General features: G+C 70.5%; 28 protein-coding genes and 4 pseudogenes. 9 read left to right on the plus strand and 23 right to left on the minus strand.

Annotation, left to right across the window (positions count from 1 at the left end; translation table 11 throughout):
* Window positions 1-85: 85 nt before the first annotated feature.
* Window positions 86-424, minus strand: coding sequence for a hypothetical protein (locus tag JL475_RS33095; RefSeq protein WP_202281898.1), 339 nt, complete (start codon window positions 422-424; stop codon window positions 86-88).
* Window positions 425-607: 183 nt separating this feature from the next.
* Between JL475_RS33095 and JL475_RS33100 the strand changes: the two genes are divergently transcribed.
* Window positions 608-1,081 (plus strand): excalibur calcium-binding domain-containing protein, encoded by a 474-nt coding sequence (locus tag JL475_RS33100; RefSeq protein WP_202281899.1) that lies wholly within the window; start codon window positions 608-610, stop codon window positions 1,079-1,081.
* A 332-nt stretch (window positions 1,082-1,413) separates the two neighbouring features.
* Here JL475_RS33100 and JL475_RS33105 read toward each other — a convergent pair whose 3' ends face one another.
* The 5 genes and pseudogenes from JL475_RS33105 to JL475_RS33125 all read right to left on the minus strand — a co-directional run bounded on the left by JL475_RS33105 (window position 1,414) and on the right by JL475_RS33125 (window position 5,457).
* Window positions 1,414-2,046: a restriction endonuclease gene (locus tag JL475_RS33105; RefSeq protein ID WP_202281919.1), complete on the minus strand. Its 633-nt coding sequence runs from the start codon at window positions 2,044-2,046 to the stop codon at window positions 1,414-1,416.
* Between the two features lie 86 nt (window positions 2,047-2,132).
* Window positions 2,133-2,630: an IS6 family transposase gene (locus JL475_RS33110; RefSeq protein WP_307825236.1), complete on the minus strand. Its 498-nt coding sequence runs from the start codon at window positions 2,628-2,630 to the stop codon at window positions 2,133-2,135.
* Between the two features lie 7 nt (window positions 2,631-2,637).
* Window positions 2,638-3,837: an IS110 family transposase gene (locus JL475_RS33115; RefSeq protein ID WP_202281900.1), complete on the minus strand. Its 1,200-nt coding sequence runs from the start codon at window positions 3,835-3,837 to the stop codon at window positions 2,638-2,640.
* Between the two features lie 277 nt (window positions 3,838-4,114).
* Window positions 4,115-4,288: pseudogene (locus JL475_RS41560) on the minus strand (IS6 family transposase); the annotation flags it as partial.
* A 192-nt stretch (window positions 4,289-4,480) separates the two neighbouring features.
* A pseudogene (locus JL475_RS33125) lies at window positions 4,481-5,457 on the minus strand (transposase family protein).
* A 101-nt stretch (window positions 5,458-5,558) separates the two neighbouring features.
* On the opposite strand from JL475_RS33125, the gene JL475_RS33130 reads away from it, so the two are divergent.
* Window positions 5,559-6,041, plus strand: coding sequence for a hypothetical protein (locus JL475_RS33130; protein WP_202281901.1), 483 nt, complete (start codon window positions 5,559-5,561; stop codon window positions 6,039-6,041).
* A 197-nt stretch (window positions 6,042-6,238) separates the two neighbouring features.
* Here the strand turns inward: JL475_RS33130 and JL475_RS33135 are convergent, their stop codons facing one another.
* The 9 genes from JL475_RS33135 to JL475_RS33175 all read right to left on the minus strand — a co-directional run bounded on the left by JL475_RS33135 (window position 6,239) and on the right by JL475_RS33175 (window position 12,994).
* On the minus strand, window positions 6,239-6,388 hold the full coding sequence (locus JL475_RS33135) for a hypothetical protein (protein ID WP_202281902.1): 150 nt from the start codon (window positions 6,386-6,388) through the stop codon (window positions 6,239-6,241).
* Window positions 6,389-6,422: 34 nt separating this feature from the next.
* On the minus strand, window positions 6,423-6,809 hold the full coding sequence (locus tag JL475_RS33140; protein ID WP_202281903.1) for a DUF6415 family natural product biosynthesis protein: 387 nt from the start codon (window positions 6,807-6,809) through the stop codon (window positions 6,423-6,425).
* The gene (locus JL475_RS33145) at window positions 6,806-6,991 is read right to left on the minus strand and encodes a hypothetical protein (RefSeq protein WP_202281904.1); all 186 of its coding nucleotides are present in this window, start codon (window positions 6,989-6,991) and stop codon (window positions 6,806-6,808) included. The genes JL475_RS33140 and JL475_RS33145 overlap by 4 nt, the downstream gene beginning before the upstream one ends.
* Window positions 6,992-7,085: 94 nt before the next feature.
* Complete coding sequence (locus tag JL475_RS33150; protein ID WP_202281905.1) at window positions 7,086-7,934, minus strand: helix-turn-helix transcriptional regulator; 849 nt, start codon at window positions 7,932-7,934, stop codon at window positions 7,086-7,088.
* A gap of 7 nt (window positions 7,935-7,941) precedes the next feature.
* Window positions 7,942-8,496: a DUF6879 family protein gene (locus JL475_RS33155; RefSeq protein WP_202281906.1), complete on the minus strand. Its 555-nt coding sequence runs from the start codon at window positions 8,494-8,496 to the stop codon at window positions 7,942-7,944.
* On the minus strand, window positions 8,453-8,731 hold the full coding sequence (locus JL475_RS33160; protein WP_202281920.1) for a hypothetical protein: 279 nt from the start codon (window positions 8,729-8,731) through the stop codon (window positions 8,453-8,455). Before JL475_RS33160 ends, JL475_RS33155 begins: the two co-directional genes overlap by 44 nt.
* The gene (locus JL475_RS40575; RefSeq protein ID WP_237409007.1) at window positions 8,728-9,705 is read right to left on the minus strand and encodes a hypothetical protein; all 978 of its coding nucleotides are present in this window, start codon (window positions 9,703-9,705) and stop codon (window positions 8,728-8,730) included. The genes JL475_RS33160 and JL475_RS40575 overlap by 4 nt, the downstream gene beginning before the upstream one ends.
* A 66-nt stretch (window positions 9,706-9,771) precedes the next feature.
* Entirely contained in the window at window positions 9,772-10,491 is a 720-nt protein-coding gene (locus JL475_RS33170) for an IS6 family transposase (RefSeq protein WP_307825234.1), read from the minus strand.
* Window positions 10,492-10,984: 493 nt separating this feature from the next.
* Window positions 10,985-12,994 (minus strand): TerD family protein, encoded by a 2,010-nt coding sequence (locus tag JL475_RS33175; RefSeq protein WP_202281908.1) that lies wholly within the window; start codon window positions 12,992-12,994, stop codon window positions 10,985-10,987.
* A gap of 143 nt (window positions 12,995-13,137) precedes the next feature.
* Between JL475_RS33175 and JL475_RS33180 the strand changes: the two genes are divergently transcribed.
* Entirely contained in the window at window positions 13,138-13,554 is a 417-nt protein-coding gene (locus tag JL475_RS33180; protein WP_237409008.1) for a hypothetical protein, read from the plus strand.
* Window positions 13,555-13,947: 393 nt separating this feature from the next.
* Here JL475_RS33180 and JL475_RS33185 read toward each other — a convergent pair.
* A pseudogene (locus JL475_RS33185) lies at window positions 13,948-14,265 on the minus strand (DDE-type integrase/transposase/recombinase); the annotation flags it as partial.
* A gap of 159 nt (window positions 14,266-14,424) precedes the next feature.
* On the opposite strand from JL475_RS33185, the pseudogene JL475_RS40580 reads away from it, so the two are divergent.
* Window positions 14,425-14,529 (plus strand): annotated as a pseudogene (locus JL475_RS40580) (helix-turn-helix domain-containing protein); the annotation flags it as partial.
* A 47-nt stretch (window positions 14,530-14,576) separates the two neighbouring features.
* On the opposite strand, the gene JL475_RS33195 reads toward JL475_RS40580, so the two are convergent.
* From JL475_RS33195 to JL475_RS33205, 3 genes are read right to left on the minus strand one after another with little or no spacing between them, the layout of a single operon-like run.
* Complete coding sequence (locus tag JL475_RS33195) at window positions 14,577-15,209, minus strand: DsbA family oxidoreductase (protein ID WP_202281909.1); 633 nt, start codon at window positions 15,207-15,209, stop codon at window positions 14,577-14,579.
* A gap of 14 nt (window positions 15,210-15,223) precedes the next feature.
* Window positions 15,224-16,801: an MFS transporter gene (locus JL475_RS33200; protein ID WP_202281910.1), complete on the minus strand. Its 1,578-nt coding sequence runs from the start codon at window positions 16,799-16,801 to the stop codon at window positions 15,224-15,226.
* Entirely contained in the window at window positions 16,798-17,763 is a 966-nt protein-coding gene (locus JL475_RS33205; protein WP_202281911.1) for a zinc-binding dehydrogenase, read from the minus strand. The genes JL475_RS33200 and JL475_RS33205 overlap by 4 nt, the downstream gene beginning before the upstream one ends.
* 97 nt (window positions 17,764-17,860) lie before the next feature.
* Here JL475_RS33205 and JL475_RS33210 point away from each other — a divergent pair, with 97 nt between their 5' ends.
* Window positions 17,861-18,502 carry a TetR/AcrR family transcriptional regulator gene (locus tag JL475_RS33210; RefSeq protein ID WP_202281912.1) on the plus strand — a complete coding sequence of 214 codons (642 nt, stop codon included), beginning with the start codon at window positions 17,861-17,863 and terminating at the stop codon, window positions 18,500-18,502.
* 88 nt (window positions 18,503-18,590) lie between these two features.
* On the opposite strand, the gene JL475_RS33215 is transcribed toward JL475_RS33210, so the two are convergent.
* Both JL475_RS33215 and JL475_RS33220 read right to left on the minus strand, forming a co-directional pair.
* Window positions 18,591-18,764: a hypothetical protein gene (locus JL475_RS33215; protein WP_202281913.1), complete on the minus strand. Its 174-nt coding sequence runs from the start codon at window positions 18,762-18,764 to the stop codon at window positions 18,591-18,593.
* A 108-nt stretch (window positions 18,765-18,872) separates the two neighbouring features.
* Complete coding sequence (locus JL475_RS33220; protein ID WP_202281914.1) at window positions 18,873-20,096, minus strand: hypothetical protein; 1,224 nt, start codon at window positions 20,094-20,096, stop codon at window positions 18,873-18,875.
* Window positions 20,097-20,262: 166 nt separating this feature from the next.
* On the opposite strand from JL475_RS33220, the gene JL475_RS33225 reads away from it, so the two are divergent.
* The 3 genes from JL475_RS33225 (at window position 20,263) to JL475_RS33235 (ending at window position 22,953) form a co-directional block, all read left to right on the plus strand.
* Window positions 20,263-20,982, plus strand: coding sequence for an IS6 family transposase (locus JL475_RS33225; RefSeq protein WP_202281922.1), 720 nt, complete (start codon window positions 20,263-20,265; stop codon window positions 20,980-20,982).
* A 113-nt stretch (window positions 20,983-21,095) separates the two neighbouring features.
* A complete protein-coding gene (locus tag JL475_RS41565) occupies window positions 21,096-22,475 on the plus strand; it encodes an FG-GAP-like repeat-containing protein (RefSeq protein ID WP_202281915.1) in 1,380 nt (459 codons plus the stop codon).
* Between the two features lie 334 nt (window positions 22,476-22,809).
* Entirely contained in the window at window positions 22,810-22,953 is a 144-nt protein-coding gene (locus JL475_RS33235) for a hypothetical protein (protein ID WP_202281916.1), read from the plus strand.
* Window positions 22,954-23,010: 57 nt separating this feature from the next.
* Here the strand turns inward: JL475_RS33235 and JL475_RS33240 are convergent, their stop codons facing one another.
* On the minus strand, window positions 23,011-23,808 hold the full coding sequence (locus JL475_RS33240) for a serine protease (protein WP_202281917.1): 798 nt from the start codon (window positions 23,806-23,808) through the stop codon (window positions 23,011-23,013).
* Window positions 23,809-24,650: 842 nt separating this feature from the next.
* On the minus strand, window positions 24,651-25,370 hold the full coding sequence (locus tag JL475_RS33245) for an IS6 family transposase (protein WP_202281918.1): 720 nt from the start codon (window positions 25,368-25,370) through the stop codon (window positions 24,651-24,653).
* A 56-nt stretch (window positions 25,371-25,426) separates the two neighbouring features.
* On the opposite strand from JL475_RS33245, the gene JL475_RS33250 reads away from it, so the two are divergent.
* Window positions 25,427-25,750 (plus strand): transposase, encoded by a 324-nt coding sequence (locus JL475_RS33250; RefSeq protein ID WP_307825235.1) that lies wholly within the window; start codon window positions 25,427-25,429, stop codon window positions 25,748-25,750.
* The last annotated feature ends 399 nt before the right edge of the window (window positions 25,751-26,149 follow it).

Genomic DNA, 26,149 nt, shown 5'->3' on the forward strand with positions numbered 1-26,149 from the left:
TGTCGGTGAAGTCGCGGACGGCCGAAGCACCCCCCGCGGACGCGGGGTGTTCCGCCGGTCCTGTGGTTCTGGCAGGCCCACCACCTCAGTGGAGCCCGCGGCGGTGCGCCTCGCGGCGGATCCACGCCGCGTGCCGGACGGCGCGCTCCGCCCGCTCTCGTGCCTCGCCCGTCAGGTGGTCCGGGACGGGCTTCGGCTTGCCGTTCGGTTCCAGCAGCAGGCCGGCCTTGCGGGTGAACGGCAGGATGTCCGCGCTGTCGTAGCGGTCCGACCGGCCGATCCGGTGGCCCGACGGTGGGCACACCCGGTCGGCGTGCACGGTGACCGGCAGGTGGTGGGCGGGCTCCCCGCCGAGATTCGTTTCGTGCGGCGCCGGCAGAAGGCGGGCGATGAACTCAGCGGCGTTGACGCGGCCTGCGGGCATGAGTCCTCCCGGACTCTTCCGCAGTCGTCCCCCGACTGCGACAGGCCCCGCGCCAGCCGAGGCCGGTACAGCACCCGACGGTTCGGCGCCCCAGCAGTACAGGGCACCCCCATTGACGGAGTTTCACTTTTCCTTCACACGGCAGCTATCGTCAATGTTTCAACCATCACCCTGGGGGGCCTCATGACCAACCCGTACGCACCTCCGGCAGCACGGCCCGCACCGAAGTGGGCGCGAAAGCGCTACGTGCTGCCCGCGCTCGGCCTCGCGTTCTTCATCGGTATCGGAGCCGGCGCCGGCGACCCGCAGCCGCCCACGGACGACGCCAAGCCGCTCGCGGCCCGGCCGTCCGCGACCGTCACCGAAACCGTGACCGCGAGCCCGACCGCTCAGCCGAAGCCGGCGCCCACCGTCACCGAAACCGAGACGGTTGAGGTGGAGGTGACACAGACCGTCACCGAAAAACCCGCCGGCGGCAGTGGCGGCGGGTCCGGGTACAGCAGCAGTGACGGTGGCAGCAGTGGCGGGGGCAGTGTGTACTACGAGAACTGCGCTGCCGCCCGCGCCGCGGGTGCCGCGCCCGTCCAGCGTGGCGAGCCCGGCTACGGCCGCCACCTCGACCGTGACGGCGACGGCACCGGCTGCGACTGGGGCTGACAAGCGCCAGGCCCGCCTCCACGGGGAACGTGCACGTCCTTCCCGCGGACGCGGGGGTGTTCCGCGGTCGAACGCCGCGCCGGAGCCGTAGAGCCAGTCCTCTCCACGCGAACGGAGGTGAGGCAAAGGGCATCACCGTCGTCCCGATCCGGGAGGTCCTCTCCACGCGAGTGGAAGTGAGCCGTCGCTGGTGGTGTTCGGCTCCGCAGCCGACGCACCCCCGCCTCCTACCCACTGAACACCCCACCCACCGCGCTGCGGACTGGCCTGATGGCCGCCGCAACAGCAGAGCCCACCGAGCCCCGGCTCAGAGGACTCTGCCGCAGTTCTCCCTACGAGCGGGCTGTCGGCCGTCGCGGCGGGGGCACCGCACCCAGCAGGTCCCATAAGGGGCGTGAGCCGGCCGCCCACCGCGCCAGGACCTGGCGGTCGACGAGGTGGAGGCGCTGCTGTCGGGCGAAGGCGCGGCCGGGCTGGGTGATGCGGCCGTTGGTGACCATGACGACGACGTCTGCCTGGTGGACGGGGCGGCCCGTGCCGTTGAGGACCTGCAGCTCGGGCGTGCCCACGGCCACGCCCCGGTTGCCGTCTCTGCGGTGCTTGCACTGGATGACCCAGCGCCGGCCGTAGGGATCGGTGGCCTTGACGTCGGCGCCGAGGTCGCCTCGGCCGCCGACCTGGACGGCGTCCGCGCATCCGTCGCGGTGCATCAGGTCCCGGATCGCATGCTCGAACTGGTGGTGGGTGAGCGCGTCCAGCTGCGCTGGCCGGTAGCGCAGGGCACGCGCCTGGGCCTGCTGCCACTGCGCGCGCCGGGTACGGTGCTGCCACCAGCCCAGACCGCCCAGCAGCAGAATGAGGGCAGCGATCAGCAGGACCCACCAGTGGGCGATCAGCCAGTTGACCACCATGATCATGAGGCTGATGGCCGCCACCGCGGCGATCCCCACGGCCAGCAGTTGCATGTCGTCCCGCGGCACTGTCACGTTGTTGAGTATGTGAGTGCCTGACGGCGTGTCGGGTGTGGTGGGGCCGGGTTCCGGCTCCGTGCTCACGCTGCGGTGGGCAGGCCGGCGACGCCGGTGACCTGATCCCAGATGGCGAAGCGGACGGTCATCTCGGCGCGGTAGTGGGCGGCGGTCATCCGGTGGCGGTGAGGTCGGAAGTGCGGGGAGATGCCGCTGAACGCGGCCAGGAACCGCTGGGCCCCGCCCACGCTACGGAAGCCCTTCATGGCACGTTCGCGCTGCCTCGTCGGCTGGTGGCTGTTCTCCGCCCGGTTGTTCAGGCCCTTGTGCGAGCGGTGTTCGACCGAAGGCATGACCTCGCGGTGGGCCGCTCCGTAGGAACGCAGCTTGTCGGTGACGACCACCCGCGGCACCGCACCGGTCCTCTTCAGCAGCCTGCGGAAGAAGCGCCTGGCCGCAGCCTTGTCCCGCCGGTTCTGGACCAGGATGTCGAGCATGGTGCCGTCCTGGTCGACCGCGCGCCACAGGTACTTCAGCTCGCCGTTGATCTTCATGAACACCTCGTCCAGATGCTTCCCAATGCTGAAGTCAAGCCGCCGTGGTGACTGGTGGTGTGACCTGGTAGCACCGTCGGTCACGGATTAGGGCCCACAGGACGTTGACGCGTCGGCGGGCGAGGGCGAGCACGGCCTGAACGTGGCGTTTGCCCTCGGCGCGTTTTCGGTCGTAGAACTTCCGCGAGTTGGGGTCGCACTGGATGCTGACGAGTGCCGAGGTGTAGAAGACCCGCTGCAGGCGCCGGTGGTAGCGCTGGGGCCGGTGATGGTTGCCGGTGACCTTGCCAGAGTCGCGTGGCGTGGGGGCCACGCCGGCGAAGGCGGCAAGGCGGTCGGGGCTGGGGAACGCCTCCAGGCTGCCGCCGACCGCGACAAGGAACTCCGCACCGAGGGTCGTGCCGACGCCGGGCAGGGACTGGATCACCTCCGCGAGCTCGTGTTCGCGAAACCGGCTCTCGATGAGCTTGTCCGTTTCGGTGATCTTCTCGTTGAGGGTCATCACCTCCTTCGCCAGGGTGTGCACCATCTTCGCGATGGCGCTCTCGCCCGCGACGGCGGTGTGCTGCCGCTCGGCGGCCTCGACGGCCTTGGCAGCCAGGGCCTCGGGATTGCGGACCTTGCGGTTGCGCAGCCAGGTGGTCAGCCGGCGCAGGCCGGTGCGGCGGATCGCCGCCGGGCTCTGGTAGCCCGTCAGAAGCAGCAGCGACCCGGCCGTGCCGATGTCCAGGGCCCGTTCCAGGGCCGGGAACATGCTGTTCAGCAGGGCCTTGAGCCGGTTGGTGGTGCGGGTGCGGTCGGCGACCAGATCCGTACGGCGTTCGGTCAGCAGCCGCAGCTCGATACTCGCGTCGTCACCGGGGCGGATCGGCTGCAGGTCGCGGCGCATGCGAGCCTGGTCGGCGATCACACGGGCGTCCCGGGCGTCGGTCTTACCCGCCCCGCGGTAGCCGGCGGAGGCCCGGTTGACCGCGATGCCGGGGATGTAGACGAGCTCCTGGTCGTGATTGATGAGCAGGGCGATCAACAGGGCGGGCTCGCCGCCCGTCATATCCATCGCCCAGGTGACCTCCCGGTCGTCGGCGAGGTCCAGGACGTCACCGATCAGCTTCAGCAGTTCCGGCTCGTCGTTGGCCACCCGCCGCGACAGCAGCGTGTCGCCCTCGGCGTCCATGACCAGGGTGTGGTGATGGGTCTTTCCGCAGTCGGTCCCCGCCCATATCCGGCTCATCATGCTCCATCAGGTCGTGCCTGCAATTCGTACCACGGACGACCTCGCCGGCATGGCTCTACACAGCGACCTTCTCGCACTTCCCAATCGGCGGCCGAGTCGTCGTGGGAAGCCGGGCGGCCAAGCATCTGAAGCCACAGACGGCAGCCACTTGTCAGCCACACCCGGCTCCCCTGGGCCCCACAACCCTACGAACGGCTGCGGTGAGCCCAGAAAGAAGGTAGAGCCACTTGTCCCCGGGCCGGGGTCGCCAGCGGCGCAGGCCGTTGGCGTAGACCTGCCCGAACTTCGTACACCAGCGCCGGACGGTCTCGTGGGAGACGACTACACCGCGCTCCAGCATCAGCTCCTCGACCTCGCGGAAGCTGAGCGGGAAGCGGAAGTACAGCCACACGCAGGGGGAGATCACCTCGACCGGATACCGATGCCCCCTGTACGACGGCGCACTGTCCACCGAGGATCCCTCCCAGCCTGATCAACTCGAAGATCATCCCACCCGGTCAACCAACGTGACAGCGCCCGCTCGAGGGCCCTGCCCGCAGTGTGACCGGACCGGGCCGGCGGACCGTCATGCGAGATCGCGGTTACGACTCGGTCGGCGATTGAGGCCGGGGCGTGCTCGCCTGGCGGTTCGGCTGGTGGTTGATCAGCAGGCGGTGTGCCGGACGGGCACCAGTTCGGTGCTGTGCGCGGGCCGGGTGGACCGCCGGGCGGCGCGGTCGGAGACGAGCCCCGCGATCGCGCGGTGTGTGTCGGCGTAGTCCTCGCGGCGTCCGGTGTAGCGCTGCAGCGGTCGCCACTGGCGCATCTCGGCGTTGGCGTGCTCGACGACGATACGGCGGGAGGACTGGCGACGGCGCTTCTCACGCCAGGCCCGCTTTTCGCCATCGGGCGCATCGTCCTTGGGTTTTCGCGGCGGGGCGGTGACCTGGCCGGGGAATCGTTGGCCAGGCCCCGGTAGCCCTCGTCGACCTGGGCCGTCACCGTCGGGTGAAGGCGCAGCTGATCGGCGATGCCCTCGGTGCGCATGGCGGTCTGGTCGTGCATCCGCCCTGGTCGGTCGGCGCCGTTCCACAGGGTGCGGCCCTGGTGATCGCTGATGGTGGTGGTCTTCATGGTGTTCTGGCGTTTCTTGCCGGAGACGAATGCCCGGCGTCCAGGCCGGTGCGCTCGCGGGCGGCGCACCTGGGTCTCCATGCCGTCGATCCGCAGCTCGACGCCTTCGGCTTCGGCGTAGGCGAACACGTCGGCCAGGGTGCGCAGGCGCAGCCCCGGCCGGTCGGGGACGGCGAAACCCCGGCGGGCGAGCAGCGGCCGGATCTCGCCGACCGCCGCGCTGACGGTCGAGCGGCCGATGCCGTACAGCTCGGCCAGTGCGGCATGGGGCAGGTTCGTGCGCAGGTGGACCAGGGTGAGCACGACGCGGTCGGTGAAGACCAGCTCATGCTTTGGGCCGGCTCCCGCCGCCCTCAGACGCTCGTGGCCACGTCGCTCGTGCAGATCCGCCTCGCGCACAGCGCACCATGGCGCGACCAACTCCTCGATCAAACCGCCGAGATGTTGGCGGGAGAGCCCGGTGAAGGCAGGATGGGACAAGGCCGCACGGGCCCACTTCTTGGTCACACTCGAAGAACCCGTGCGGCCGTCCACATGTCACGGCCAGAGCACCATCAGCTATCGCCGACCGAGTCGTTAGTGTGACGGTCATGCCTGATGAGGTTCGCATGACGACGACGGTCCACATCGAACGGTCCCTGTTCGGGCTCACCGCCGAGGGCAGCACTGTGGTGTGGACGGACCTGCCGATGGGGCCGACCGGTGCGGTGCATGTCGCGGACGGCACTGCCCTGTTCATCAGTAACGCGCAGGAGCACGACGCCACGCTCACGCTCCAGGTCAGCGACCGCACGTCAGCACATGTGGGTGAGGGGTTCGTGCTGGTCGGAAGCTGGCCCTTCAGCAGCTGCCTGGGGGAGTTGGTGCTCGATACGCCCAACGCGGGCGGGAGCATCGACTTCCGTCTGGAGCCGTACACCGCGTACACGATGCGCGTGTGGCGCAAGGGCGGGGAGAGCGCCCAAGAGCGTTTCCACGGCGAGCTGCGCGGCGTCACGCCGAAAACGGGTCTTGAGGACTATCTGATCGAGTTCGTGCCCGCCGGCTCACCGCATGCCGTCACTCCGCACACGCAGTCCCGGTCTCGTTGACGGCCATGGGGTGGGAAGCCCCCGGGGGCACAGTTTCTCCTTCTCTCCTGCTCCGTCTGCCGTAACCAATCAACGCCGACCTTGCCACGTAGGGTGACTCCAAGTCAGCGAGATGATCAGCCAGCTGCTGAGCGGACCACCCTCGTACTGACGACCATCAGCGCCGCTGCGCAGGCCGTCTCAGCGCGGCGCCGCGCTCACCGGGACAGCCGCGGCGCGGTGGCCGCGTTCACGGCCCGGCCGAACCCTTCCAGGGCGGCCTCAAGGCGTGCGGTGTTCTCCACGTCTCCCATGGCGTGCAGCAGCTGCTCGGTGGCGGTGACGACGGCCGGGTCGGAGCAGCGCATCAGCGGCGCAGCGGCGGTGGTGGCCCTTCCCCGGCTACGTGGCGGCCGGGAGGGCTTCTGTGAGGCGGTCCAGCCACGTGTAGAGCGCCCGTACGAGTCGGGCGCGGTTCTGGGCGCAGCGGGCGGTGCCTTTCAGTGGTGTGGACAGGCGTCCGTCGGCTTCGCACAGGACGACTTCGGCGAGGGCGCCGCGGCCGTCGCTCTTGGGCAGGGTGGCGGCGTGGCGGCGGACGTTGGCGGCGACGGCGCGGGCGTGCCCGGTCAGCTGGAGGGCGATCTGCTCGTAGTCGCGGGGCGCGAGGTTCGGGTTCTGCCACGCGAGGACGGCGGTGACGAGTGCCTCGTATGGGGCGCGGTCCAGGGGGAGTTCGGCCTCGATCAGGCCGTGGGGGTCGTGGAGCACGGCGTGTGTGTCGCTCACCGGTGCTTCGCCGGGTCGTCCTGGCCGTGGTCGCCGGTGCTGTCGTCCGGGGCCTGGAGGGTGAGGAAGCGGGCGTAGCCGCGGTCGGCGCGGGCCGGCAGTGCCGGGGAGGGCCGGTTGAAGGCGGGCGGCTGGAGGCCGCGGCCTTCTGGTTCGGTGCCGGCGGTTGTGGGGGCGCTCATGGGCACCGCCTTCGTTGCTGGGTGCGTCGGTGTCGTTCGACGCTACGGAGAGCACGGCTGTGGGCTCAACTGGATTGCGGATAATTGCGGAGGCTCACTTCAGGGCGTCGATCGCGGCCCCGATGAGTGCGCGGGCGGCGTCGCCGTAGACGGCCATCTCCGTCAGCGCGGTGAACGCCTTGGCGTAGTCGGCGAGTTCGCGCGGCTGAGTTACCTTGATCTCTGCCGTCAGGGTCTCCACCACGGCCGTGGTGTCGTCGTGGAGGTAGAACGCCTCCAGCGGCCACACGGTGCGCTGCGCGGTGAACGGGATGATCCCGAGCGAGACGGACGCCAGCGGCATCACGGCCAGGAGGTGGCGCAGCTGCCCGCGCATGGCGTCGGGGTCGGCGGTGCGGTAGCGCAGGACGGATTCCTCCATGAGGACGACGTAGCGGTGGCCGCCCTCGTACAGGAAGCGGGAGCGGGCGATGCGGGCGGCGACGGCTTCGGCGACGTCGTTGGGGGTGCCCTGGAAGGTGGTGATCTGCTCCATGAGGGCCGTGGCGAACGCCGGCGTCTGGAAGAAGCCGGGCGGGACGTTGGAGACGTAGACCCGGCAGACGCGGGTCTGCTCGTGCAGGGCGTTCCAGCCCTCCTGGGACTTGCGCATGCCGGTGCGGTGCAGGCGTCGCCACTCCAGGTACATGGAGTCGACGGCGCGGGCGGTGGCGATCAGGTCGTCGGCCTGGTCGTCGGCGCCGCACGCCGCGCACCAGGTGCGGATGTCCGTGTCGGAGGGCGCGGCGTCGCCCTTCTGGATGCGGGTGGTCTTCGCCGGGTGCCAGCCGCACCGGGCGGAGAGTTCCTTCCCGGTGAGGCCGGCGTCCTTGCGCAGGTGCTGCAAGCGCACCGCGAGCGCCTCACGGGCTCCTTGGGCGCTGGACGATGGAGAGGCGGGCATGGGCTGCTCAGGGGGCCTGGACGGTGTACTTCTCGTGCGGGATGCCGCGTTCCCACACCGTCTCAAACGCGGTGGCGCACAGCGCGACGGCCGCCGGGTCGACGGTGCGCTCCTTGCCGTCCGTCACCCAGTCGCCGGTGCCGGTGAAGTGGTGGAACTGCACGAGCCGTCCGTCCAGAAGCCAGAAATCGTTGCCGGGCAGCGCGATGTCGGAGGCGCGGCGGCGGGGCAGCCAGCGCACGTCCTCTCCGGCCTGGAGGTTGAGCGGGGTAATGGCGTGCTCATAGCGGATGTAGTCGGTGACCGGCTCGGAGACGATCCGCGCCCGGCGCATCACCACACCGCGGGCGACCGCCTCCTTCACGAGCGGCATCCACTGGGGCCAGAACGAGCGGGCCGGATCGAGGTTCGGGACGCCGGTGCGCAGGAAGGCCTCGAAGTCGTCCGCTTCGTCGCCCACCGCGTAGACGTCACGCATCTCCAGGTGGACCGCCGTGTAGCGGGTGTCGGCGAGCAGCTCAGCGAACGTCGCGGTGTTCAGCGCTTGCGCGTTCAGCGGCATCGCACGCCTCCCTCAGAATCGGCACCATGCGGGCGGGAATCCGGATCACCCGCTCGTGCGCGGGAATCCCGGTCTTGTGGCCGGCCACCCACTCGGTGGAGCCGACCAGGGCCTTCAGAAGTCCGTCGGCTTCCTCGCCCTGGAGGATCAGGTCCGCGCTCTCCTCTTCCACCCACACCGTGGGCGATCCCTCGCCTCCGGTGTTCGGGTCAATCCCGACGAACCGTAACGTCATGGCACTCTCCCCTGCGACGTGGTTGCGCATAGTTGCGCCCACCGACCGTCCCGCAGACCGGAGAGCCGGTCAAGAGGACCGAGAACGCCGGGGGGCTGCCCCACGGGTCGCAGAGCGAGCCAGCCTTCACCGGTCAGTTCCTGCCGACGGGACGGGCGTCCAGCGCCATGCGCAGGCGCCCAGCAATGGGCTGGTACCGCTGGACGAAGCCGGGGTCCTTCATCCGGTCGGCCGCGGGCAGTTGCCTGTGCCGGCCGGGCCACCGCTCGCAGAGCGTCCAGCCCAGGGGGGTGCAGTCCGGCACGGTTCATGTCCCGGTCGACGCCCGCCAGGTAGTCCGCGTCGACGGGCAGCTCGCCGTTCGACTGCCAGATCACCCCGTCCAGTTGGATGGGCAGGCTCGGGAAGCCGAAGAGGAAGCCCAGGCAGCGCTTTCGCAGAACCGCCGCGCTCTGCTCGGGACTCAGTGGAACGCCCCTCTCTTCGCCTCCGGGCCCGGGGAGCGCGGTCCTGCGGTCGGCGTCCGGGAAGACGTTGATCTCACCGAGAGCCACGTGCGCCGTCGCGCTCTCCCGGTCCGGGTAGCTCCACCCTGACTTCGGCAGGAGGACGATCACGTCGTAGGCGTCGCGGGCGCCGGCCACCGCCGCCGCGAGCGGGCTGCGGCCCGTGCGGGGCCAGCCGCGGTCGCTCTCCCGCGAGGGATGGCGGACCTCCCACATGCAGGTGTGGTGCACCAGGACGCCGGGGCCGTCCGGCGAGGCCCACAGCGTGCTGGTCGTCGACTCCGGCGGGGTGGCCGGCTCGGTCTCCTTCTTGCGGCGGTGCCGGGGACGGCGTTCGAGCACGCCGCTCATGGTCCAGCGCCAGTAGTCCTCGGCTTCCTCGAGGAGCAGGACCCGCTGTCCGCTGTGTGCCCAGGCCGCCGCGATCCCGCCGACCAGGTGGTAGAGGTTCCCCGAGGGCGTTGTCACGTTGTTGGGTGCGTGGCTGTCTGATGGCGCGTTGGGGCGTGGTGGGCCCGCGGCCCGGGCCTGTGGTCAGGCCGTGGTGGGCAGGTCGGCAGCGCCGGTGATCTGGTCCCAGATTGCGAAGCGGATGGTCATCTCGGCTCGGTGGTCCGAGGCGGTCATCAGGTGGCGGTGGGGGCGGAAGTGGGGTGAGATGCCGCTGAACGCGGACAGGAAGCGTTGTGCTGCGCCGACGGAGCGGAAGCCTTTCATCGCGCGTTCCCGCTGCCGCGTGGGCTGGTGGCTGTTCTCGGCCCGGTTGTTCAGGCCCTGGTGCGAGCGGTGCTCCACCGACGGCATGACCTCACGGTGGGCGGCGCCGTAGGAACGGAGCTTGTCGGTGACGATCACTCGCGGCACCGCACGCGTCTGCTTCAGCAGGCGGCGGAAGAACCGCCGGGCCGCAGCGGTGTCCCGCCGGTTCTGCACGAGGATGTCCAGGACGTTGCCGTCGGCGTCGACGGCCCGCCACCGGTACTTCCGCTCCCCGTTGATCTTCACGAACACCTCGTCCAGGTGCCATTTATCCCCGGGCCGCGGCCGACGGCGGCGCAGTCCGTTCGCATAGGTCTGGCCGAACGTGGCGGACCAGCGGCGGACGGTCTCGTAGGAGACAGCGACACCGCGCTCGAGCATCAGCTCCTCGACCTCCCGGAACGACAGCGGGAAGCGGAAGTACAGCCACACGCAGTGAGAGATGATCTCTACCGGGTACCGGTGGCCCTTGTACGACGGCAGTGCGGACGACACGAGCGATCCCCTCCCCGGCACGATCAACTCCAAGATCATCCCAGGCCGGTCAGCCAACGTGACAACGCCAGGCCATGTAGTCCCGCGGGAGCCGCGTGCCCCACCGCGCTTCCGCGGCCGCCCAGTCGATCTCCTCGTCACTGCCAAGATCTGGAGGAAGGATCTTGGCCAGCGCTGCGATGCCCGTCGGGTCTTCCATGGCAATCCCTTCGATCAGGTCGCCGAGAGCCTACGAGAATGCACTGACAACCAGCACGGCGGAGCCAGACGTTGTTGGCTGTGACCAGCACTTTCCCCACAGGCCCTAGCTCGAGGACGTTCATGCTGGAGCAGGCAGTGGACATCAGAGTCGTGCAGCAGATCCTGCGGCACTCCTCCCTCTCCGTCACTAAGCGTTATGCCCATGCGACACGCAAGCTGACGAAGGACGCGGCGAACAGGGTCGGCGATGCGCTGTGGGGACGGCAATACAAGTCAGCAATGCAACCAGTCGTCAGCCGTCGGCCCGAATCGACCAGCGTCCGTACGCGCGCACCTGGACCAGCCCCGCCCGGATGCCGTGGCGGCCGTGGCCCGTGCCGAGGCGCTGGTCGAGCGCGCCGGTCTCGTCCAGCGTCCAGAGTTCCAGCTCCTCGCGGTCGTCCTCGCTCGCGCAGTCGATCTTGACGCTCTGCGCGCGGCCGGTGTACCGCAGCACCTCGTGGCCACGGCCGCTGATCACGGCGTCGAACTCCCGGGCCGTGGCAGGGGCGGCCGGCTCGAGCCGCCAGGACGCCTGCGCGCCGCGCACCCGGACGTAGGTGATCGTGCCGGGCCGCGCCGGCAGCGGGCCGCTGGCCGGGGCGGTGCCGTACCCGCACAGGGACAGCTGCGGGGCGAGCGTCCCGTCGTGCCAGGTGTCGACCTCGAACCAGTTCTGCGCCGAGGCGGCGGAGCCGATCAACAGCGCCGGGTCGCCCTCGTACGCCAGTACCTTGGTGCCCTTCCCGGAGACCGGGCCGTCCAGGCGGCGAGCCGCGGACAGGGGCAGCAGCCGCAGGCTCCAAGTGGCGGCGTCGGTGATCCGCAGGCGGGCCGACTGATCGCCGGAGAGGAAGAGCAGGGCCTGTCCGGTCGCGCCGTCTTCCTGAGCGTTGACGAGGATGGGCCCGTCCTCGAAGTCGTCGTCCTCGTATGCCCGGTACTGGCTCACGTTCGTGTTCCAGGGTGTGAAGGCGTACTCCACCAGAACCGGTGAGCCCGGGGTGGGATTGGTGATCTCCACCCTCTCGTCGCGTCGCCCCTGGCCCCGGTACTCGTTGAGCACGTGCGGCGGCGGGGCGTCGCTGACGACGGGCCGGGCCTGCAGCGACCACGGCAGGTCGCAGTCGACCTCCAGCAGCGCCGGACCGGAGAGCGGCACGGTGCCCTGCGCCGCGCGCTCGCCGGTCGGGAACCAGTCGGGCGAGCCGTCGCTGTCCGGGTACAAGGCTCTGACGCTCATGTGTTCGGCCTTGGACAGTGTGTAGTCGAGTTCGGCCATGGGGCCGGTGTAGCGGAGCACGTCGACGTGCTGGCCGTTGACGCGACGATCCGAGAAGGAGCGGGCCGCACTGGCCGGCAGCACCGCGACCTCCCAGCCGTCGGTGGCCGACACTTGCAGCTCGAGCGGGCCGTTGCTGGGCACGGTGACGAGGAAGCGGCCGCGGCGACTCAGCGGGCTGCGCCCATACCCGTTCGCTTCCACAGCGCGCACCCCCATACGGCCACCCGAGCCTTTCGCGCCGAACTCCACCAGCGCGGGCCCGGCGGGAAGCCCGGGAACGGTGAGGGTGGCATCGCCTCGGCCCTTTCGGCGGTACGGCTCGAAGTGCGGGCTGTCGGCGGGGTCCGGCTGGACGGCCGCCGGGATCCGGTCGGCAGGGGCTCGTCCGGCGGGTGTCGGCGGTGCGTCCGCCGCGGCAGCGCCGCCGCCCTCGCAGACCAGGGGGTTCCGCGGCGCCGCCTCGGCGATCCCGTACGCGGCGGCGAGACCGGTCAGCCCTGTGCGATACCCCTGCCCGGCCGCCCGGAACAGCCAGCCGCCGTCCTGCCGCTCGAACTCCCCGAACACCAGCGCCGACTCGGACTCGGTCCCCGCGAGCGGGAGGGCGGCCACCTCCGCGCCGGCCACAGTGGTGAGCTGCACCTCAAGCCCGGTCAGCTGCCCGAGCGTGCCCAGGTCGGTGACGGCCGCCACCACGATCCGCTCCACGTCTGGCTCCACGAGCGCGGGGTCGAGCCGGAGCCAATCGGCGTGGCCGTCGGCACCCGACGACCGGCCCATGTGGGTCACCGACCCCGAGGGGTGCTGAGGGCAGCTGTAGCACACCAGGTCCGCCGGACCCCGCACCTGCCCGCGCGCGTCCAGCAGCAGGGCGGCCGTGTTCGCGTTCGGCAGGCCGGAAGCATGCCGCCAGACGACCGCGAGGTGCAAGGGCTCCGCGAGAGCCGGCAACTCGTCGCCCATGGATATCCGGGTCACGCCGAGATCTTGGCAGCAAGTCCCGGCCACCACCAGCCCTTTCACCTTCACCACCCCGGCGGCCGTCGGCCCGTTAACTGCCCGTCGTCGAGGTCACCGCCCTCGGCCCCGACCCCTATCAGCGCGACCACGATCACAGCCTCATGAAGACCGTGCTGCGCCACGACCACCCCCGCTACGAGGTCACCGACCAGCGCACCCACCTCCTGGTGCGGCGCCTGTCCGATGCCGAGCTCCACGCCCGCGCCGACCAGGCCGCCCGCCGCGTCACCCCCCACCTCGCCGCGCTCACCGCCGACACCCCGCCCCCGGTCGTTCACGAGACCGCGGCCGCCGCCGAGGCCGCGCACGCCCTGTTCGACGCGGTACTCCGGGCCGCGCGCGAGAAGGCATCCGACGCCCCCGACGACTACGACCTCATGCTCCAGGTCCAGGACATGGACACCCCCGACGCGCTGGCCGCCCTCAAGAAGGCGTTCCTGCCCTCGGACATGATCGAGCCCATCGCGGACGCCCTCGCCGTCCTCGCCCCGCACACCTACGCCCCCCACACGGACTGAACCTGCCCGCCCCTGACGCCAAGCACCGCACCCCGGCCGGGCCCGCTGCGCCTGCCCGGAGTGCGGTGCGGCCCCGGCCCGCCGCCCGGCTCGGCCGGCCGGGGTGCGGTGCTTGGCGCCCCCGCGGTCATCGCCAGCCCCGAGCGGAGCAGTGACCAGCCCCTTCTGCTCTCCCCGAGGCCGCATCCCAAGGGCGTTCGCGCGCCTCCATCCGAGCCTTGACGACGGGACATTCCGTGACTTCCGCTGCCCTGCGACCGCACGCCCTCCCCCCGTGCACCCTGACCCGGCTGACGCCCGCCGACTGCACGGCCACCGGCGCTGTCACGTTGCTGAGGCCGCGAGTGCCTGACGGTGTGCCGGGGGTGGTGGGGCCGGGTTCCGGCTCCGGACTCAGGCCGCGGCGGACAGGCCGACGACGCCGGTGACCTGATCCCAGATGGTGAAGCGGGCGGTCATCTCGGCGCGGTATCCGGTGGCGGTCATCCGGTGGCGACGGGGCCGGAAGTGGGGTGAGATGCCACTGAAAGCGGCCAGGAACCGCTGGGCTCCGCCGACGCTACGGAAGCCTTTCATGGCGCGTTCCCGCTGCCGGGTGGGCTGATGACTGTTCTCCGCCCGGTTGTTCAGGCCCTGGTGGGAACGGTGCTCGACCGAGGGCAGGACCTCGCGGTGGGCCGCGCCGTAGAAGCGGAGCTGGTCCGTGACGATGCTCAAGGAGCCCGACATCCGGTGGGCGAAGGCCGCATCAGTACGGAGCCGAACGCCGCGCGCCCGGGGGGATCGTGGCTCAGCGGGCGGTGGCGACTCTCCAGAGCAGGGATCGACGTCTGGGGGCACCCGGCCGAGGCGGGGCTGAGCGCACGGGCGAGTCGGACGATCGACACCCATGTGAGCTCCATCCGGAGCAAGCTGCGTGAGACCGGTTGGATCCTGACCGGCCGAGGAGTGGGATTCCGGTTCCGCCAGGAGTGAGCCGTCCCGCCGAGGACACCCGGTCCTCGCCGGACCCGGCCGCGTGGTCAGCCATCCGACCGGGGGCTCAGCAGGTCGGCCAGGGCGTCCGAACTCTGGACGGCCGAGGTCGGCACCCCGCCGTCGACCACCATGGTGGGTACGCCCCTGACGCCCTGCTCCACGGCACGTCGTTCGTCGGCGCGTACCTTCTCCGCGAACTCCGTCCCCTCCAGCACCCGGCGGACCAGGGACGGTTCGAGTCCCGCCTCGATCCCCAGCCTCTCCAGTACCTCGGGGGCGGCGATGTCGAGCCCCTCGGTGTGATACCCGTACAGCAGTCGCTCCAGCACCTCGTCGGCCCGCCCGTGGGCGGCACCCGTCTGAACCAGCCGGTGCGCGTCGAAGGAGTTGACCGGCCGGGCGTTGTGAAGGTCGAGCAGCAACCCCTCGGCCTCGCCGAGCGACTGGATCTGCCGCACCCGGGCGGCGGCCCGCTCCGGGCTGCTCTGGTACTGGGCGATCACCTCCGCGGCCGTCGGGCCCGCCGTCGGGCCCGCCGTCGGGCTGCCCTCCGGGTCGAGCTCCAGGCTGCGCCAGACGACGCCCACGTCGTCGCGTCCGGCGAGCGCGGTCGTCAGCCTCCTCTTCCCGATGTAGCACCAGGGGCACAGGATGTCGAAGTACACCTCGACCCGCATGAGCAGGGCTCCATTCAGTCGGCGACCGGCGCGGGAGCCGCGTCACGGTCGTCGGGGGACGTCTGGTTCTTCGGGGCCTGCTCTCCGCGGCGGCGCAGCGTGAGCGTGAGAGCCGAGAGGGTGAGTAGCAGGGGGATCAGGATGAGCGCGTGCACGTGCAAGCTCTGGGTGAACGCGGCGCGGGCGGTCGCCGTCAGGGCGGAGCCCAGTTCTCCGGGGAGTTGCCGGGCGGCCTCCAGGGCCGCGGGCAGCGTCTCGCCGGCGGGCCCGGTGAGGTGCGCGGGCACGCCCCGGGGCATGTGGTCGGCCATATAGCTGCCGTAGACGGCGGTGGCGAGGCTGCCGAGGGTCGCGATGCCCAGGGCGCCGCCGAGCTCAGCGCCCGTCTCGGAGATGGCCGAGGCGGCGCCGGCCCGTTCGGCCGGCGCGGCGCCCACGACCAGTCCGGTGCCCAGGGCCATGAACGGAGTGAGACCGGCGAAGAGGAGCAGCGAGCCGGCCACCAGGAAACCGGGGCTGCCGTCGACCTGGGTGAGCATCACGGGTCCGAGGACGGCGAAGGCGGCGCCCGCGCTCATCAGGACGGCGGGCTGGAAGCGGGCGGCCAGACCGGAGACCCACAGCGCGACGATCGAGCCGCCCACGGCGGTCGGCAGCTGCCACAGGCCGGCTTCCAGCGGCTCGAAGCCCAGCACCAGTTGCAGGTACTGCGAGGTGAGGAGGCTCGTACCGAACAGCAGCATCCCGACCACGATCATGCCTCCGGCCGAGACCGCGAAGGCGGGCACACGGAAGAGGGACAGGTCGAGCAGGGGCGTGGCGAGCCGCCGTTGGCGCCGTACGAAGGCCACGCCGACGACCAGTCCGAGAGCGATGAAGCCCAGCGAGGAGAGCCCGAAGCCGTCCACAGCGAGGTTCTTGATCCCGTACACGATCGCGAGCGGGGTCACCAGGGACATCGCGACGCTGACGAGATCCAGCCGCCCGGTCCCGGTCGGCCGGAACTCCCGTACCAGGAACGGCACGGTGAGGAGCAGCACCAGCATGGTCGGTACGGCGACCAGGAAGACCGAGCCCCACCAGAAGTACTGAAGGAGCACGCCGCCGACGAGCGGACCGAGCGCCCCGCCGCCCATGAAGCTCAGCATCCAGATGGTGATGGCGAGGGTGCGCTGTCCTGGATCCCGGAAGAGGTTGCGGATCACGGAGAGCGAGGAGGGCGCGAGGGAGGCCGCCGCGACGCCCTGGATCGCGCGCGCGGCGACGAGCAGTTCGGCGCTGTTCGCGTACGCGGCGAAGATCGAGGCGGCGGTGAAGGCGACGGCCCCGGCCAGCAGGATCCGTCGGTGTCCGATCCGGTCCCCGAGCGTGCCCATCGTGATGAGGGAGCCGGCGACCATGAAGCCGTAGATGTCCGTGATCCACAGCAGTTGGGGAGCGCTGGGATCCAGATCGCGGCTGAGGGTCGGGAGCGCCAGATAGAGCACCGACATGTTCATCATGACCAGGACGGCCGGGACGCCCAGGACCGCGAGGGCGGTCCACTCGCGGGCGCCCGCCCGCTCCGGCGGAGTGCGGGCCTCGGTGCTCATCGGTCGCTGTCCGGGGCGCCGACGGCGAGCAGCGTCTTGCCCACGGTGGCCCGCGCCTCGATGGCGGCGTGCGCCTCCGCCGCCGCGGCGAGCGGGAAGACCTGGCCGACGACCGGCCGCAGGGTGTCGTCCGCCGCGAGCCGCAGCGCCTCCCCGATGAGCGGGTGGGTCTCGGCGGGGCCCGGTGCCGCGAAGAGCCCGAGCGTACGGATTTGCCGGGCGGCGAGGTCGTCCTCGTCGAGCGTGGCGTCCGCGCCGCTCGCCATGCCGTACAGGCTGACGCGGCCGCCGGGGCGCAGGGCGCCCGCCGCCGCGGTGCCGATCGACCCGCCCACCCCGTCGAAGACGACGTCGAGTTCGCCGCCGGCCGCGTCCCGGACCCGGCGGAGCCACCCGTCCTTCGAGTAGTCGACGCAGGAGGCGCCGAGAGAGGCGACGAGCTCGGCCTTCCGCTCGCCACGCGCGGCGCCGACCACCCGGGCACCGGCGTGCACGGCCAGCTGGACCAGGAGGCTGCCGACGCCGCCTGCCGCGGCCTCCACGAGGACCTTCTCGCCCGGCTTGACCTCCGCCTGGCGGAAGAGCAGGAGCGCCGTGCGACCGTCGGCGAGCAGGGCGACCGCGTCCTTGAGGGCGAGGCCGGGCGGGACCGGTACCAGCTCGTCGGCCCGGGCGAGAGCGCGTTCGGCGTAGCCGCCCTCGCCGCCGGTCGTGGTGACCACGACCGTGCCGATCAGGGCGGGGTCCACGTCCGGGCCGACGGCGACGACACGACCGCCCACGCCGTTGCCCGGCACGCGGGGGAGCGCGGGGCGGCCGAAGGGTCCGTTACCTGAGCGCACCTGGGTCTCGACGAAGGTGACGCTCGCATAGGCCACGTCGACGAGCACCTGGCCCGGGCCCGGCGTCGGATCCTCGACCTGTCGAGCCTGCAGGACCTCAGGCCCTCCGAACTCCTCCATCACCACGCATAGCACGGCACCCCTCCAAACGGATAACTTCACTTCGTTTGGAATGTATAACGGAGCGATTCACTCCGCAAGCGGCTAGAGTGAGCCCATGTCCCGAAGAGCTCCCCGATACGCCGAAGCCGAACGCAACGACCGCGCCCTCCTGGAGGCCGCCAAGAAGGTCCTCGCCGTGGACGGTTCCCATACCTCCGTGGCGGCGATCGCGGCCCGTGCGGGAGTCGGCATCGCCAGCCTCTACCGGCGGTACCGCACCAAGGAGGAGTTGTTCCAGCACCTGTGCGCGCTGTCGCTCGGACGGTGGATCCAGGCGGCGGAGGAGGGGCTCGCGCACGAAGACCCCTGGGAGGGCCTCGTCCACTACGTCACCGCCGCCGTCGAGTTCAGCGGCGGTGCGCTCGGGCCGCTGGCCGGCACGATCGCGGTCACCGACGAGATGGCCGAGAAGTTCACCAGGTCCGACGAGCTGACCCGGGCGCTCGTGGCTCGCGCCCACGAGGCGGGGGTGCTCAGGGCGGACGCCACGGCCGTGGATGTCTCCCTCCTCATCGAGCAGCTCGGCAAGGCCTCCCTGGTCGAGCAGTTCGAGGGGCAGGGGAGGACCGACCTCGCCGACGCGGCGAGCAACGCCCGCCATCGCACCATCGCCATCGCGCTCGACGGGCTGCGCGCCGGGCACGGTCCGCTTCCGGGCCGGCCGCCCGCCCCCGACCTCCTCGCCGAACGCTGGTAGCGGAGCGGAAACGAGAGCGGGTCCGTGGCCGGCCGGGAGGTGGGCAGGGTCGTGACCCGGCAGGCGGCGGGCGCGGACCGTGGACCCGTCAAATGGCGGACCGAGGACGCCGTTCGCTCAACGCCCGTACGACATCCGCCTCGTGGTAGTACGTACGGCCGCCCTGGCTACGCCGCCGCCACTCCCGCTGGCTGGCGAGCCGATAGACACTGCCGGACGGCGTGGCCCACAGCCGGGTGATGTCGGAGGCGGTGAGCCACACGGTCCTCGCCAGGGCTCCTTCGGCAGTGTCGATCCCGCCCGCACGGATCCCCGGCGGCATCGTGCTGTCGAGGGGTGCGCGGTGCGCCGCACCGGCCTTCGCCCGAGTTCAGCGCGGTGGGCGCAGCGAGCGCTGCCCGAAGTAGGGCGGCGGCCATCCCCGCTTGTACGCGGCGATCGTGCGCCGGGTGTGGGGCGGCGGGTGGGGGCAGCCGTGCATGAGGTCGGGTTCTCGCATCGCCCAGGACAGAGCGTAGTGGGCGGGGCTGAACGGCCAGATCGTCTGGGGCAGTTTCGCCGGGGCGCATGAGCCCTTGCGCCGCTTGGGCCGGGGCGGCTGGGGCGGGCGCAGCTTGCAGCTTTCGGCGAAGTCCGTCAGGCCAGGCAGGCCGGTGCTGCCCAGCGGATCGGTGAACAGCGCGCCGCCGGTCCCGGAGGCGGTGGAGGCGATACGCCAGATGAATGCGGCGGCGAGCAGCAGGGGGCGTGCCCAGGCAGGGACGTGGTGGGTCATGCAGCCCTGGCGCAGTCCGTCGTCGTGGAGGGTGAGGGTCAAGGCGTCCGGGGCGAGGTCGCGGATGTGGGCGGTGGCCAGTTGCGTGACGGAGGCCGCGGTGATGACGGCGGTGGCCAGTTGGGCCGCCAGGTGGGGGTGGGCGGTGGCGCGGTGCAGGCGGTGGGCGACTTCTGCCTCGGTGAGGGCCGGCAGGACGGGTGGGAAGAAGTCCCGGTCTTCGGCCATGGGCGCCGTGCACTGGCAGGGGCGGGTGGCGGGGTCGAAAGCGCTGAGCGTGGTCAGGGCGGGGAGGTTGAGCCATCGGTTGGCCAACGGCCTGCGCGTGGCGGGCTCCGGTGGCGTGGCGGTGGGCGGCTGCGCCGCGGGTAGGAGGGCGGCCGCCTCCGCGACATGGTGATCAACGCTGGCCAGGGCTCGCCCGACGGGCGCGGGAACGTGCCGTGTGTGGCAGACCAGAGCCAGACGGCAACCGGTGCGGTGGCGCAGCTGCAGCAGGGGCCCGAGGCGGTGAGGGGTGAGGAAGTGAGCGCGCAGGAGCATCAGGTGGCTGGTACGGGTGGCGAGGATCCAGGATGCCGCCAGCGTCCAGGCGGGGGCCGGGTCGAGCCGGCGGTAGCCGGGCACGGGGACGGGCTTGTCCAGGGCGGCGAGGACGTCGTAGGCCAGGGTGAGAACGCAGTCGGTGCCGGGTGTGGGGTGAACGGTGAGTCTTCCGGCCTCGGGGGCGTGTACGGCCAGGGCGGCGCGGGTGTGGACCAGGTCGTCACCGGGGTCGAGGACGACGGTGACCGGGGGCGGGTTGTCGCAGCTGAGCATGGTCAGACCGGCTGCCGGGCGGAGAGTTTGCTGTAGGTCCAGCGCAGCAGTTCCTCATCCACGCGGGTGCGGCCGGTCTCCCTCAGGCCGATGGCGGGCGTTGTCAGGTTGAGTGGTGGCCTTCTCGGGCGGCGTGATCATCCGTCTGGTCGAATCGCTGGAGGGGCTGTCCGTGGTGACGCCGTCGTACCGGGGTTTCCGCTTCCCTCCGGAGGTCATCTCCCACTGCGTGTGGCTGTACCACCGCTTCCACCTGAGCCTGCGCGACATCGAGGAGCTGATGCTCGAGCGCGGCATCGAGGTCAGCCACGAGACAGTCCACCAGTGGACGCGCCGGTTCGGTCCGGCTTATGCCGCTGCTCTACGTCGGCGCCGTCCGGGGCCTGGTGACAAGTGGCACCTGGGCGAGGTGTTCGTCAAGATCAACGGCGTGCAGCGGTACCTGTGGCGGGCCGTGGACCAGCACGGGAACGTGCTGGACATCCTGCTGCAGAACCGGCGGGACGAGGCCGCGGCCAGGCGTTTCTTCCGGAAGCTGATGAAGAAGACCCGGTCGGTGCCCCGGGTGATCGTCACCGACAAGCTCCGCTCCTACGGCGCCGCCCACCGCACGGTGATGCCGTCGGTCGAACACCGCTCACACAAGGGCCTGAACAGCCGGGCCGAGAACTCCCACCAGCCGACGAGGCAACGCGAGCGCGCGATGAAAGGCTTCCGATCGGTGGGTGGAGCCCAGCGGTTCCTGGCCGCGTTCAGCGGCATCTCATCCCATTTCCGACCCCGCCGTCACCTCCTCGCCGCCCCGAACTACCGCGCCGAGATGATCCTCCGCTTCGTGATCTGGGACCAGATCACCGGCGTCGCCGGCCTGCCCGCCATAGCCTGAGCCGCTGTCACCACCGAAGCCGAAACGCGCCGAACCGGCTCACACCCTCGAGCACTCGCTCAACCTGACAACACCCCGGCACCGCGTCCGCGGCGGTCGGCGGACACGCCGCGGTGTCGGGCCTCACCGGTGACTTCAACGGTGACGGCCATGTGGACCTCGTCGCCTCGGCCCCCGACGCGACGGTCGACGGCGCGGCGGGCGCCGGCGTCGTCACCGTCGCCTTCGGCTCCGCGGCCGGGGCGGGCGTCGAGCAGGGCGACCGAGCCACCTTCAGCCAGAACACGGAAGGCGTGGGCGGGGAGGCGGACGCCGGGGACCACTTCGGCTTCTCGGTGGCCGTGGCCGACTTCGACGGCGACGGCTACGACGACCTCGCGGCGGGCGTCCCGGGCGAGGACGTCGCGGGCGAGGCGGAGGCCGGCTCGGTCCAGATCCTCTGGGGCTCGGCGGACGGCATCGCGGGCAGCACCACCCTCACCGACCCCGCGCCCCAGAACCACCAGGCCCACGGGCGGACCCTCGCCGCGGGCGACTTCAACGGTGACGGCAGGGCGGACCTGGCGACCGGCAACACCTCGCCCGAGGCGTGGCTGTACGCGGGCGGCTTCACCAGGGAGGGAGGCAACGGCGGGACCTACCCGCTGGGCTACCTGTACACCTGGAACGGTGAGGTCACCGCCCTTACAGCCGGTGACGTCACCGGTGACGGCGCCGACGACCTGCTGGTCAATCACCGCAGCCTCTACCGGAGCGGCGCCGGGGACTCCGGCGTGCTGGGCCTGAATCCTTCCCCCTACGGCCTGGCCGCCCGCAGTTACGCTTCCGCCTTCGGTGATTTCAACGGCGACGGCTACACGGACATCGTGACCGCACGCGCCTACAAGGGCGGCGTGATCGACTACGTTCCGGGCGGCCCCGCTTCCGCGACGGACCCAACCTGGACGGTGGACTACGACCGCTCCTACACCATGAACCAGGCCGATTTCGGCGCGCCCGGCGAGGACCGGATCTACGACCGCTACGGTGCCGGGCTCGCCGCGGGTGACATCAATGGTGACGGCTACGACGACCTTGTCGCCGGCGACCCCAACGAGGACACCGACGGCGAGACCGTTGCCGACGCCGGCCATGTCGTCGTCCTGTACGGCAACCGCATCGGGCTCGTCACCACCGGTCGTCAGGTCTTCGACCAGGGCTCCGAGGGGATACCCGACGAGAACGAGTCCGGTGACGAGTTCGGCGCGCAGCTGTTGCTGGAGGACTTCAACGGCGACGGCAGGAAGGACCTGACCATCGCGGCGCCGGGCGAGGACGGCGGCAGCGGCGCTCTCACCACACTGCTCGGATCGGACACCGGGCTTATCACGACCGGTGTCCGCACCCTGGACACGGCGTCGTACGGCCTGCTGGCGGCCGGGCAGCCGCGTCTGGGCAGCGGCCTGCAGGGCCACCCGCCCATCACCCCTCAGCCGGTGCCGCCCGCCGGCTGATGACCGAAGCTGAGGAGCGAGGCCGAGGCTGAGACCGGTTCGCAAGCCGGCTGTTCCCGGGCAGGGCTTCCCCTGCCCGGGAATCACTGTCAGCCAACGTGACAGCGCCACTCAGAATGCCGGCCTGCCTTGCATGCTGACACGTCGAGCCTTGGAGAAGTTCTCCCGGAAGTAGGGTAGTTGGGCTGAAGCTGTCTACTTCCCCAGGAGATTCGCAGTGCCCAGTCCTCCGCGAGTACCACGACATGCCGCACGACGCGCCGACCGGTCGGCTTCGATGCTCCGCGGACGGAAGCGCCAGCTCTGGTTGGCAATCGGGCTGACGACGGGAGCAGTGGCGGTCACCGCGGGCTTCCAGCTGACGGGCGACGGTGGCTCTTCCGGTGACGGGGTGACCGTCCACGAGGCGGAGAAGACGGTGCCGGACCTGCAGAAGTACTGGACACCGGAGCGCATTCGCAGCGCCGTCCCCGAATAGGACGTCGCGGCGCCGACGCTGAGCGGTCGGCGCCGCGACAGTGTGGCGGCCGCTAGGTCAGAGGCTGTTCACCGTGTTGATGACGGAGATGGCGCGGCTGCCGTGTTCCGACGAGTACAGGTCGTCGCTGGTCCGCTCGTCGGCGTCGTTGCCCTCGTGGTGGCTGTTGGCACCCACGATTTTGATGTTCTGTGGGAAGCCAGTGAGCATGGGGCCGCCGCTGGCGCCCTCGCCCATGTCGCAGTCCATCTTCATGCGGTTGTCCAGGGGGTTCCAGTCGAAGGCGTCCTCGACGTTGCCCTGGCAGTACATGAGATCGTTGGCGTTGTTGAAGTCGGAGTCGGGCCGGTTGAAGCCATTGCCCGGGTAGCCGAAGTCGTAGATGTTGGGGTAGTCGGAGCCGGCGCCGAAGCGCCAGCCGTAACCGCCGAGGGCGTCCTGGATGTTGCCGTAGCCCTCCAGGGGGTTGAGGATCACCGAGCCGAAGTCGGCGTTGAAGTACTGGTCGTCGTCGCCGTTGGCAAAGGCTGTGGGGACGACCAGGTTATTGGCCTCCCACAGGCCCCAGGGGAAGGGGGACCTGGCGTCCCCGTCGTAGGCCGGCGCGAAGGCGACGTTCGTGTGGAATCCGGCCTGCCCGCTCTTGCCGTCATGGATGCAGTGCGCGGCCGTCCACAGCGCGCTCCTGGTGTTGGAGACGATGATCGCGGCGGAGCACTGGCCGGAAGTGCCGTCCGGCTTGTCGAAGAACAGCTTGCCGACCGCATTGAGCGGCCAACTGATGTTCGAGCCGGGCCACTTCTGCGACACGGACAGTTCCGCTGCCTCGCTGCTCACATCGCTGTTCGTGGCCAAGGATGCGCTCTTTGGGGGTGCGGCATCTGCCGATGCGCCCTCTGCGTTCGGTGCCTGGGGTTGGAGGGTCCGGGAGGGTGAGTCCGGCACCCGCGGAGCAGGCAGCGGCTTCGCGGCTTCGCGGCGTTCCTTCGTCCAGTAGCCGGCCAGGTCCTTGGCCGTCTTCTTTGCCTTGACCACGGTCACATCCGGTGCCGTGGATGCCGCTCCACTGTCTGCGACGGCGGGTACCGACAATGCCGATACCCCCAGGGCTGCGGTGGCGACCACCGTGAGGCACGCTCGTCTGATACGGCGGGCGAGTCTCTCCGCCATGCGTCAACTCCCTATGAGATTCCTGTGTTTGCTGTGCAGGGGGTGGCGCGGAGAGGCTGCCCGACGGACGTCCCGGTTCGAACACGCGCTGCATAACATGGCCGAAAGGTGCAAGGTGCAAGCACATGGAGCACTGGGCCCTGGTTCCGCATGGCCAAGCCTCGGACCCCGCTCCGGGACCCTCCCGCGAGAAGATCCCGGAATGGCTTGATCCTGAGGATGACGTGGATGACGGCGACTCTTCGGTCGCTGGATGCCGAAGGCACCCGTCCCGAACCCGCCGGCCGCTACCTTGGCGGCGGCGAGCAGGGGCCGGTGGCTGCGCGGGCATGCGATGTGCTCGCTGGCGGGTGCGGGCGGACACGAGCGCTGCGGCGAACGCCGCTCTTGTGGCGGATCGCCGCGGACGGCGACTCCCACCTCGGCGGCTCGCCCCCGCCCTAGCGGAGCGGTGTTGTCAAGTTGTCTAGGAGCAGGACGGCTGATGGCGCATCAGGTCGAGGTGGGGTGAGGTGGCGGGCTCTGGGTCAGGCCGTGGCGGGCATGGCGGTGGTCCCGGTGATCTGGTCCCAGACGGCAAAGCGGATGGTCATCTCGGTGCGGTATTCGGGGGCGGTCATCAGGTGGCGGCGGAGCCGGAAGTGCGGTGAGATCTGACTGAACGCGGACAGGAACCTTTGGGTTGTGCCGGCCGAGCGGAAGCCTTTCATGGCGCGTTCGCGCTGCCGGGTGGGCTGGTGGCTGTTCTCGGCCCGGTTGTTGAGGCCCTTGTGGGAGCGGTGTTCCACGGAGGGCAGGACCTCGCGGTGGGCCGCGCCGTAGGAGCGGAGCTTGTCGGTGACGACCACCCTCGGCACCGAACACGTCTTCTTCATCAGGCGGCGGAAGAAGCGCCGGGCTGCGGCTTTGTCCCTTCGGCCCTGGACCAGGATGTCCAGCACGGTGCCGTCGGCGTCCACGGCTCGCCACAGGTACGTCTGCTCTCCGTTGATCTTGAGGAAGACCTCGTCCAGATGCCACGTGTCGCCGGGCCGGGGCTGTCTGCGGCGCAGGCCGTTGGCGTAGACCTGCCCGAACTTGGCGCACCAGCGACGAACGGTCTCGTGCGAGACGATGACACCGCGCTGGAGCATCAACTCCTCGACCTCGCGGAACGACAGCGGGAAGCGGACGTACAGCCACACACAGTGGGAGATCACCTCGACCGGGTACCGGTGGCCCTGGTCCGACGGCGACGCGCTGTCCACGGACGGTCCCCCTCCACCATGACCAATCCGAAGATCATCCCACCCGGTCAGCCAACGTGACAGCACCCCACCAGCTGCTCAAGGCCCCGCTGATCGTGGTGTGGGACCGGCTGAGCACCCACACCTCCAAAACGATGCAGGCGCTCGTGGCTGAGCGGGACTGGCTGACGGTGGTCCTGCTGCCCGGATACGCGCCCGACCTCAACCCGGTCGAGGGCCTGTGGGCGCATATCAAGCGGAGCCTGGCCAACCTGGCCGCCCGCGCCCTCAGCGAGTTGGAGATCCTGCTCCGCAGGCGGCTCAAGGCGCTGCAGTACCGGCACCACATCCTCGGCGGATTCCTCGCGGGGACCGGCCTCGCTCTCGAGAGACCGAACTGACCCTAATACGCCGAAGTCAGTAACGGCCCTGTCTCACATTCGGTGGTGACAGAACGTCATCGCTAATGTGCCTGGTCCGAGCTCCAAGGAGAGCAGTCGCAGACGCGCCATCAAGCTGGACAGGCGCGGCACCGACGGTCGTGTCACCCGTGCTGACCTGAGAGTATTACTACCGGCCACGGAAACTACTTACCGTCACCACCGAAAGTAAGACAGGGCCGTTGATTAGACACTCCCGTACGACGGCGACGCGCTGTCCACGGACAACCCTTCCCGCATGATCAACCAGAAGATCATCCCACCCGCTCAGCCAACGTGACAGCGCCCGACCCTACTCAGCCGCCCAGCGTGATCAGGGCCGCGATTGCCGGGCCGAAGGCGCCGCCCAGCTGGTAGCAG

This window comes from Streptomyces sp. M2CJ-2 (genome assembly GCF_016757295.1).
Lineage (GTDB): Bacteria > Actinomycetota > Actinomycetes > Streptomycetales > Streptomycetaceae > Streptomyces.